This window comes from Methanobrevibacter olleyae, assembly GCF_900114585.1.
Taxonomy (GTDB): Archaea; Methanobacteriota; Methanobacteria; order Methanobacteriales; family Methanobacteriaceae; genus Methanobrevibacter; species Methanobrevibacter olleyae.
In genome coordinates, this window is record NZ_FOTL01000027.1 from 21,945 (window position 1) to 32,764 (window position 10,820).

The following is a 10,820-nucleotide window of genomic DNA, read 5'->3' on the forward strand; positions in this document are numbered from 1 at the left end:
ATTGGATTATTTATTTATAATATGAGGTTTTATTATGGATTACATTGAATTAATTGCTATTATTATTTTAGTTGTTGCAATAGTCTTTTTAATATATTATTATATTCAAACAGCTAATGGTGGTAATATAGACTTTAAAGAAGTTCTTAAATTTTCACCTAAAAGTAAAGAAGATACAAGCTCTGTTCACTTAGATGATGAACTTAAAGAAAAGGTATCTGTAGGTGATAAGATTAAATATACTTTTAAAGACATTGATAAATCTTATGCTAATACTACAGATGCATTTTCAAGAAGATTAGATTCCTTTTTAGATGAAAGAAGTGAAGAATTAATTGAAAATTGGTCTTTAGTCACTACTGATGATTTATCTACTTTAGAAGAAAGATGTGCTTCTGCTTGTGATAGTATTGATGCTTTGGAGAAAAGATTTAGTGAATATAGCAATACCACAGATTCCAAAATCGAAGATCTTGATAAACGTCTTAAAGCTATAGAAGAAGAAAACGAAGCTTTAGAAGAAGCTGAAAAAGAATAAATATTTATTCTTTTTTTATTTACTTTTTTTAATTTTAATGTTTTTTAGATTTAAATGGTTATTTTTTAGTTTTAATTATTTTAGTTAATCTTAATTAGTTTTTTCTAAGTTTTGTATTATTTCTTGTATTATTTATGCAAAGATTTATATAGTAGGTAATCTAATATTATAATGTTAAAGGACTTATCCTTGATTATTCGTTTAGCAGGGTGGGGTAGTCTGGTGATCCCGCGGGGCTCATAACCCCGAGAGCCCTAGTTCAAATCTAGGCCCTGCTATTTTTTTATAGAAGGTTAATATAACATTGTTATATTATAATGTTTTAATTATGTCTTCTTTAATTACTTTTTTACCATTATTTTATATCATTAGTTTTTTACCATTATTTTATATCATTAGTTTTTTACCATTATTTTATAATTTTCTCTATTTTTCCAAATTTTACTTTTTTCAATAGATAAGATATATTTATTAATATAAAAAATTATAAATTAGTATATATCAATCATATTTTATATTTTTTAAATAAAATTTAAATTATAAAATGTTTTTTTAATATAAACTTTAATTTAGTTAAAAATTTCTTAATTAAATTTCTAATAATTTTAAAAAGCTTTCAATTAAATCTTTTTGAATAATTTAAAATTTTTATTTAGGTTTTAGTTTATAGAAAATAGCTGTTGAACAAATAAAAATTACTGGAGGTGTTTGATGAGAAGTAAAAAATTAATTGAATTTAGTTTAATATTCATTTTAATTTTTCTTTTTATTGGATTAAACACTGTTAATGCATCAAATTCAGAGGATACTATTAATAATTTATCAGATAGTTTAGAATCAGATAGTTTAGAATCAGATAGTTTAGAATCTTCTCCAGTTTCTAGTGCTGTTGATCTTGTTAATAATAATCTAGAATCTAGTTCTATTGATGATAGTTTAGATAGTTCTAATGATGATGCTAATAGTTTATCTATTTTAGATAATTCTATTGATGATAGTGATAGTATATCTAATTTAGATGGTTCAGTTGAAGAAACATTTAGTGATAAATCTAAACTTGGTGATAGTGGAAAAACAGTCCATACTATAACTGAAGCAGACTATTCTAATTATTTTGATTCTAATGGTAATTTAATTAATTCATTAGTAAAATCTAATGACACTATTAATTTGTCTGGTAATTTTTCTAATAAAAAATTTATAATAAATATTCCTTTAACAATTACAAGTACTGAAAATGATGCGTTTTTAAAAAATTCTCCAATATACTATGTAAATGTTTCTAATGAGAATTTTAAATATGATGCAATTGTTTCTAAATTAAAAATTGAATCAAATTTGGCTAATATATCTGCAGTTTGGATAATCGGCTCTAGTAATATAAAAGTTTTAAATAATGATATATTTACTACTGGACATAATGGTTATCCTATTTCTCTAGATAGTTTTACCTATAATTGTATTGTTGAAAGTAATATCATTAAAACAATTGTTCCAGTGAATTCAGCAGTTAATTCTTCAGATTTAAATACGTCTGATGAAAATTCAGGAGATAACAGCAGCTGGCAACATTCAGGTATTAGTTTAAGAGATGCACATTGGAATTCAATTGTCAATAACCTTATTACAGTTGAAAATTCTTATGGAGTATATCTTTGTTACGGTGCTTCTATATCTAATAACAACATTATAGCTAATAATACAATTAGAGCAACTTCAAAAACTCCATCATTTTGGTCTTATGGTGTTTATTTAACTGGTAGTTACAATACTGTAGCAGATAATACTATTATTCGTATGTATAGGGGAATTCATTCAAGTTATGCTCATAATTGCATAATTGGAAATAAAATTTATGATATTAATGGGTTTGATGAAAATAATGGCATTGGTGGAGATTATGGAATTTATGGTGGCAATGACACTTTAATTGCTAATAACTCTATATATAATGCAGATTTAATCGGTGCAGGTATTCTTGTAGGTTCCAATACTAATGTTTATGGAAACTATATTCAAATAAATAGTAGCGGGCATGGTATTATAATTGGTGATGTAGAAGGAGGCCTCAATTCAAAGGTTTATAATAACACCATTGACTTCTTATCAGGTGTAGGTATTACTTTGAAAGGCACTCCTCAGGATACTGAAGTTTATAATAATATTATAAATTCGCTATCTGAAATTGGAGCAAGTCAAGGTTCTGGATTAGGTATTGGCATTTTATCAATATATCAATCAAGATCTAAAAGGCCTTATAATATCTCTACATACAATAATACAATTTATACATCTAATAACTGTGCTATAAATATTGCTCAATCTTCCACTGAATCATATTTGTGTATAGATAACATCATTGGTGATAAGATAATTATTTATCCAATTTCTAGTGGGAATATTCCTGAATTTGGTGAAGGTAATGTTTATGAGTTAACTGATGATGACTATGGCAAATATTTTAACTCTAATGGCTATCTAAAAGATAATGTAGAAGATGGGGATACTTTAATTTTCTCTGGCAATTTCACTCCTAAAGGTAGAATCATCTTGAATAAGGCAGTTAATATTATTGGAGATAATGCATTATTAAAAGATACTACCATATTTCTTAATTCCTCTAATTGCAGAGTTCAAGACCTTAATATTGTAAATAATGGTTCAAGTGATAGCAATTGCAACCTTTGGGGAATTTATGTTTATGAGGCAGACAATGAGATAATCAGCGGAAATAATATCACTATATGGGATATGAATACTTCATATGGCATTTACCTTTGTGACTCCTACAATGATACTGTTGTAAACAATAGTATAAGATGTCAGGGAAACAATTTGGTATTTGCTGTTTTAACATATGAGACTTATAATACGCTTTTTGAAAATAATAGTATTTTGGCTATTGGTACAAGTGAATTATATCCATATTATCAAACTATTTGTATAGATGGCATTCGTAGTATTTCAGAACTTTCTAAAACATATGGCGTAATTTTAGATTTCTCAAGTGATAATCAATTTATTCATAATGATATTGAAGTCACATCTACTGTAGAAGGTTTCCAAGTACCTTATAATCCTTCTGTAAACATTCTTATAGGTCTTTATATCTATTATGACTCTAATAGGAACAATATTAGTGAAAACAATGTATATGTTCATGGCCATGATCCTTTCTTATATGGAATGGGATCCTCTGGAGATGATACAAGTAAATCTGTAACTTATGCTTGTGAGAACATTTTCACTAAGAATAATATTACTGTTGAAGCGGATTATTTTGCTATGGGAATGATTTTAAGACACAACTCTAAAGACACTGTTATTGAAGAAAATTACTTTAGGCTTGATTCTAATAATTATACTTATGGTATTACTTTAGAAATATCTGAAGGCTCTAAAATTAAGAAGAATACTCTTAATAGTACTAGTAAAGCAGGTATTTATGCTATTGAACTTTATTCATCTAATAATAATTATATAATTGATAATGATATTTCTGCTGTAGGAAGTTTTGCAGCTATTGCTCTTTATGCTTCTTCTGGTAATAATGTTACTAACAATGATATTAACACTCAAGGGGATGAAAGCCAAAATCCTGCACAAGGTCCAGAACACCCTGACTCTGTAGATTTATTCAATACTGGAATCTCTTTACAAAAACATTCTTGCAATAATAACATTATTAACAATAGGATTAATACATCTGGAAAATATGCAGTACATTTTGATAGAACTTCTACTAATAATACTGTAATAAATAATACCTTATCTTCTTCTGAAGCTGAAGGAGATGATGCAGTTTATGATCCAAGTGGGAAAAACAATGTTTCTGGAAATCATGGCCCTAGATATCATCCAGCTAATGGCTCTAGATATCATCCAGCTAATGGTTCTAGTTCATCTAGTAATTCTCATAAAAATTCATATAGGGGTAATTCTAACCAATCTAACAATGGCTATAATGGAGGATCTTCATCATATCCTAGAGATGCAGACTCATCTGGCTCTAGCGCTTTTGGTGATGTAAATTCAAATTCACTTGCTAATGCATTATCTTCAATAGGCGAAGGTAGTGGTGAAGCTGGAGCTAGTGAATCTGGTGATTTATCTGAGTTGTTAGCTAGTGAAATCCAAGAACTTGCTTCTAAAACATTATCTGGTATTTATGTACCTATTGCTGCATTAGTTCTTGTATTGATATTCTGTTTCAGCTTCTTAGGTGCAAGAGATGAAGATGATGAAGAATAAAATTTAACTTTTTATTCTTATTCTTCTTTATTTTTAATTTTTTATTAGGAAATACCTAGCAAAAATTATTTTAAATTTATTTAAAGTTTTTATTTTTACTATTTTTTATATTTTTATTCTTTTTTTTCATTGATAGGTTTTTTATATTTTTATCAGCTTGATTTTTTTAGTTAAATTTATATTATTGTAAAATTATAGATATAAACATATAAATTTTAGTTTATATTTATTAAATTATATTTTATTTTTTTTATCAATTATAATTTAATTTTTATAAAAACTTTTACTAAAATTAAATATAATTTAATAAATTAATTATTGTAATCTAACATGCTATTAAATGATTTATATAATAAATCGAGGTGTTAACATATGAATTCCAATAAAACTTTGACAATATTGGGATTATTGATATTATTGATATTAGCTATTGGATCTATAAGTGCAAGTGATTTAGATTCAGATTCAAATATTCTAGGGGATAATTCTGCTAATATTGATTTAACAGATGAAAGATATGCTGTTAATGAAATCGATGATTCTAATATTCTAGGGGAAGTAAATGCTGATAATATCAACACTAACGATAAAAATACTAATGAAAATTTAAATAATATTGATGATAATCTTAACAGTATTTGTGATGTTGAAAAATCTGTAGCTGTGAAAAATAATCCTGGTAATAATGATCTTGCATCTACAAATAAATTTAAAGAAAGTGATTATTCCACTTACTTTAATTCAAATGGAAATATAATCTCTGGAAAATTAAAATCCGGAGACACATTAGACTTTTCAGGTGAATTTACTAATAAAATGTTTATAATTAACATTCCTTTAGTTATTACTAGTGCTGATGGCACTGCTCAGCTAAATAATTGTGGATTTAGTTTTATAAATGGTTCAAGTGCTTCTATTATTTCTAATTTAAAAATTAATAATACTGATAATGGAAAATCCTTAATTTCTCTTTCTGATGTAAATGATATGACTCTTAAAAATAACAATCTTTTCAGTTCTGGCAGGGAATCTTATCCTATGACCTTTTCAAGAGTTAATAGAATGAATATTTTTAATAATACTCTTCAGACTACTGGCTATGTGCAAGGTTGGGGCCATCCTTCAGCTATGGTTTTGCGTAATGCGGGGTCCTGTAATATTACTGGAAACACTGTTATAACTAATGATTCTAATGGTATTTATTTCACAGGATATGTTGCAGGTTCATCAAGTGCATCAGGAGATGCAGCAAGTTATTCAAATTACATAGTTAATAATACAGTTTATTCTATTAGGGAATTACCTTCTTCATTTGTTTATGGTATTCAAGTAATGAGCAGCAATAATTATATTATAAATAATACTGTTTGTAATACTTTTAGAGGGATTTCTACTACTGGATCTAATAATCAGATTATAGGAAATAAAATTTCAAATATTCATGGAGCTTATTATAGCAATGCTAATACTGAAGAAGGTGGAGATTATGCTATTTATGCAGGATCTAATAGTATAGTTAGAGACAATATCATTTCAGATTGTTATTTTGGTCTGGCATCTGATGATAGGGTTCCTGCAGCTATTTCTGCACAGAAGGGTTCTAATGTTACAAATAATATTTTAAGAGACATTGATGGTATAGGTGCTTATTTATATGGTAATGGCATTAATTTCTTAGAAAATGATTTAAATATTACTGGATACGGTATTTATATTAAGGGCAATATTAGTAATGTTCTTATTTCAGATAATGTAATTGACTCTAATAATCAAACTAATATTAAACTAATCAAACAGAGCAGATTTTTATTTCCAAATAATATAATTATAAAAAATAACTTATTATACAATTTAGGAGTTTTATCTATAGATATTCCCAATGAATCTAAAAATATCACTGGTTTAGAAACTAACATTATTTTTGGAGGTACAGAGCCTCATGCATTAGATGAAGGTTCAGTTCATTTTCTTAATGAATCTAATTTTTATAATTATTTTACAAGTGCTGGGGATTTAGAAAACTTCATTAAAGAGAATGATACCTTGGTGTTTATAGGAAAATTCTCATCAAAGAATAAGATATTCATTAACCAAAAAGTGAATCTTATTGGTGTAGCTGCTAAATTTAGTGATACAAGCTTTATAATTAATGATGATGATGTTTCAATAAGAAATATTAAAATATATAATCCAAACACTGATTTGAAAAATCGTTTATGGGGCATTCAAGTTAATGGGGTTAAAAATGTAAGAATCGAAGATTGTGACATCTCTATTTATGATCCTTATTCAGCCTATGCAGTTTATCTTTTAGAAGCTTCTAATTGTAGTATTATAAACAATACTTTAGAAGCAAGGGGTAATTACTTTACAGTGGCAATACTTTCATTTAATTCTAAAGATATACTTATTGATGGCAACACCATTAAAACAATAGGTAGTGGTGAAACATATCTCATTAACAATAAAAGTTGTTTAGATGGATTTATTAATATTTATTCAGATACTTGTATAGATGGTTCTATAACTTGCCCAGATGGTTATGAACTTTGTCCTGACGGATCTTTACTATGTCCGGATGGGGCAGTAGTTAATTCTAGCGAATATTACCTATGTGTTGATGGTTCTATTGTTTTTGCTGATGGCACTATTGTTTGTGCTGATGGCACTACAATTGATGGGGTAGTTTGTGCAGATGGTGTTTGTGCAGATGGAAAAACTTATTGCCTTGATGGTACCATAATTCTTGAGAATGGTACAAGAATTTGTGCAGGAGATTATCAAATCACTTCTGAAAATGATGTAATATATCCTGATGGTACAATTGTTAGCTCTGAAGATTATAATATTAATGAAACAGATGGATCTATTATTTGTCCTGATGGCACTGTTATTTGCGTTGATGGGTCTGTCATTTGTCCTAATGGTACTGTTATTTGCGTAGATGGGTCCGGTTCTAATAATAATTTAGATGGTGTAATACCGGGTTCTCATATGGTATCTGGAGTATTTAGAACTTATGGTGTATTATTGATTCATTCATCTAATATTAATTTAACAAACAATAAAATTGATGTAGGTTCTGATTTATCATCTGATTACAATTTAAATGAATCTTATAACTCTATTGCAGGTGTATTTATCCATTATGGTGGATTTAATAACACTATTTCAAATAATGAAATTTTGCTTCATTCCAATGATCCGGTGATTTATGGTATGGGTATTATTGGAGCAAGTCCTAATAGCACTGCTGAGGGATCTAAAAATAACAATTTTACTAATAATAATCTTACTATTGTTGGCCCATTCCAAGGTGTAGGTATTGTTTTAGCTTATAAAGCCATTGGGTCTAATTTTTTAAATAATAATATTGGAATTTTTACTAATCATAGTTATAATGTTTTAAAATATGCCGGTAGCGAGAATAACACTCTTGAAGGAAATGTTTTTGATAAGAAGATTAATACTGTTTTAATTGTATCTAACACATCTTATAAATTTGATAATCCAAATAAAATTATCACAGTAACCCTTAAAGATGATAGTGGAAAAGCTATTGCTAATCTTAATATTAAAATAACTGTAAATGGCAAAACTTACACTGTCAAAACTAATAATTATGGTATTGCAACTCTTAAAGTGACATTATCTGCTATAAAAGCTTATGATATAAGCGCTAAGTTTGATGGAGATACTTTTTACTTTGCATCAGTGGGAACTGGTAAAATTACAGTTACTAAAGATTCAACTAGCTTAACTTCATCAGCTAAAACTTATACAGTTAGCTCAACTGCAAAATACATTTATATAACTCTTAAAGATGGAAGTAATAAAGCACTTGCTAATAAGCTGATAACTGCAACTGTAAATGGAAAAACCTTTAAAGCTTATACTAATTCTAAGGGTCTGGCTAAAATTGAGTTAACTTTAACTGCTGCTAAAACTTACACTGTATCACTTAAATTTGCAGGTGATAATTATTACACTGGAAGTGCTAAATCTATAAAAGTTAAAGTTACTAAAACTAAAACTAAATTAGCTGTACCTAATAAATCCTATAAAAAGTCTGCTAAAGTTAAAAAATTAACTGCAACTCTTAAAGATCGTACAGGTAAAAGAATCAAAAACAAAAAAATTACCTTCATAGTTAATGGTAAAAAGTATAAGGCAAAAACTAATAAAAGAGGAGTTGTAACTGTAAAAGTTAAATTGTCTAAAAAGAAAACTTATAAATTTACAGTTAAATTTGCTGGGGATAAAACTTATTATTCAGCTAAAAAAACTGCTAAAGTTAAAATAAAATAGCTAATTGAGCAATTAATCTTTTTTAATTTAAAGAGGGCTTTAACTAAGCAGTTCTCTTTGAATTACTTTTTATTTTTTTATTTTTTTTATTTATATATTGGTGATTGAATGATTAATGTTGGAGATGCTTTGATTTTTGCGGATGGAGCTGTTTATCAAGGTTCAAATAATGGATTGTTTGCATTTTTTTCAAATACTAATGGTACTGGCTTAGCTATATTGGATAGCTCATTAACTGCTATTACACAGGCTTTACAGATACCTGTAATTATACTTTTAATAGCATTTTTAATATTTGCAGTATATACTTTAGCTAAGCTATTGTCACAATACCTTTCTCGTAAGAAAGTACCTGTTAATTTAATCAAAGAAATGATTTATGGCATATATGATGCAGATTCTGCTGATGATATTAGGACTATTGTAAATAATGCAGATATTCAAAAGTCTCAAAAGAAAATTTTAGTTGAACTAGCTGAATCAGAGCATCTGGGCAAAAAATCAAGGGAAACTTTAGCCCGTAGATTAATAGATAATGAAGAGGATAAAATTGCACAATATCTTAATAAAACAGATATCGTTACTCGAATTGGACCTACTCTTGGATTAATGGGTACTTTAATTCCTATGGGTCCAGGTCTTGCAGCGTTAGGTACTGGGGATGTAGCTACACTTGCAAGTGCAATTACAATTGCATTTAACACTACAGTTATTGGTATTGGATCTGGTGCTATTGGATATTTTGCCTCTAAGATAAGGCGTAGATGGTTTGGTGAATATCTTGCAAATTTGGATGCTTTAATGGATGCTATTTTAGATAACATTAATAAAAGAGATGAGAGAATTAAATAATCGCTAAAGTGATTTTTATAAAGTATTTTTAAAGTATAGGCTATAATTTAAGTATATAATATACTTAGAAAATATATGAAATTTTAGAATTCATATGGTTTAAATTAAAAGAGTTTTGCATTGTTTTTGGTGGTTATTATGGCTCGTCGTCGATGTAATAGGCGTTTTGAAACTGAGGAAGAAGATCCTATGGCAGGTACTGCTAACCTTGTAGATGCAATGTTAGTTATTGCTGTAGGTTTACTTGTATTTTTAGTACTTGCTTGGAATATGCAAAGTGTTTTATTTAATAATGACTTAAGTCAAGAGCAAAAAGAAAAAGTTATAGAATCTATGAATCGAGAAGTAATTGAGGTTCAAGAGGGCCAACTATTAAATGAAACTCCAGATACAAGTAATCAAACTGGACAAGGTTATACTGAGATGGGTAAGGTCTATAAAGATCCATCTACAGGTAAGATGATTATGGTTCAGAATTCATCTTCATAACTTTTTAATTTTTCTTTTTAATTTCATCTTGTGATTATATTTTTTATTTTAGGCTCTTTCAAAAACTTTGTTGATTTGAAAATTTTTTTAATAAAAAGTAGTGGTTTTTAGAATTTTTTCTTAAAAAATTGTTTGATTTTTATTTAAAAATAGTAAAATTTAATAAAGAGTTGGAGCAAAGTTTTTTTCATGATAAAACAAAAAACAATTGCTCCAAATAGTATTTTAGATGTTGAACAATATATATTTTGCGATTTTAATGATGATTTTGTTCTTTCAAATCCTCATTTTGTAAGATTATTTAATTCTTGTCGTGAAGTTTTTAAATCTTTTGATTTAATTTTTAAAAAGGATGTTCCTTATTTTAGGATGAATTATGCTA

General features: G+C 27.5%; 6 protein-coding genes and 1 tRNA gene. All 7 read left to right on the plus strand.

The window, feature by feature from the left end:
- The first annotated feature begins 34 nt into the window (after positions 1 to 34).
- Positions 35 to 538 (plus strand): hypothetical protein, encoded by a 504-nt coding sequence (locus BM020_RS07440; protein ID WP_067148847.1) that lies wholly within the window; start codon positions 35 to 37, stop codon positions 536 to 538.
- Positions 539 to 741: 203 nt separating this feature from the next.
- Positions 742 to 816, plus strand: a tRNA-Met gene (locus BM020_RS07445).
- A gap of 433 nt (positions 817 to 1,249) precedes the next feature.
- Positions 1,250 to 4,789, plus strand: coding sequence for a right-handed parallel beta-helix repeat-containing protein (locus BM020_RS07450; RefSeq protein ID WP_067148850.1), 3,540 nt, complete (start codon positions 1,250 to 1,252; stop codon positions 4,787 to 4,789).
- 372 nt (positions 4,790 to 5,161) lie between these two features.
- Complete coding sequence (locus BM020_RS07455) at positions 5,162 to 9,097, plus strand: right-handed parallel beta-helix repeat-containing protein (RefSeq protein WP_067148853.1); 3,936 nt, start codon at positions 5,162 to 5,164, stop codon at positions 9,095 to 9,097.
- A 108-nt stretch (positions 9,098 to 9,205) separates the two neighbouring features.
- On the plus strand, positions 9,206 to 9,949 hold the full coding sequence (locus tag BM020_RS07460; protein WP_082762209.1) for a MotA/TolQ/ExbB proton channel family protein: 744 nt from the start codon (positions 9,206 to 9,208) through the stop codon (positions 9,947 to 9,949).
- 138 nt (positions 9,950 to 10,087) lie between these two features.
- Complete coding sequence (locus BM020_RS07465) at positions 10,088 to 10,438, plus strand: DUF2149 domain-containing protein (protein ID WP_067148856.1); 351 nt, start codon at positions 10,088 to 10,090, stop codon at positions 10,436 to 10,438.
- 189 nt (positions 10,439 to 10,627) lie between these two features.
- Positions 10,628 to 10,820 (plus strand): hypothetical protein (locus BM020_RS07470; RefSeq protein ID WP_143743977.1); only part of this gene is annotated, 193 nt, incomplete at its 3' end.

Bases quoted from the DNA above. Each gene is read 5' to 3' on its own strand.
- BM020_RS07440 (WP_067148847.1), top strand. From the start codon at position 35: ATGGATTACATTGAATTAATTGCTATTATTATTTTAGTTGTTGCAATA.
- BM020_RS07450 (WP_067148850.1), top strand. From the start codon at position 1,250: ATGAGAAGTAAAAAATTAATTGAATTTAGTTTAATATTCATTTTAATT.
- BM020_RS07455 (WP_067148853.1), top strand. From the start codon at position 5,162: ATGAATTCCAATAAAACTTTGACAATATTGGGATTATTGATATTATTG.
- BM020_RS07460 (WP_082762209.1), top strand. From the start codon at position 9,206: ATGATTAATGTTGGAGATGCTTTGATTTTTGCGGATGGAGCTGTTTAT.
- BM020_RS07465 (WP_067148856.1), top strand. From the start codon at position 10,088: ATGGCTCGTCGTCGATGTAATAGGCGTTTTGAAACTGAGGAAGAAGAT.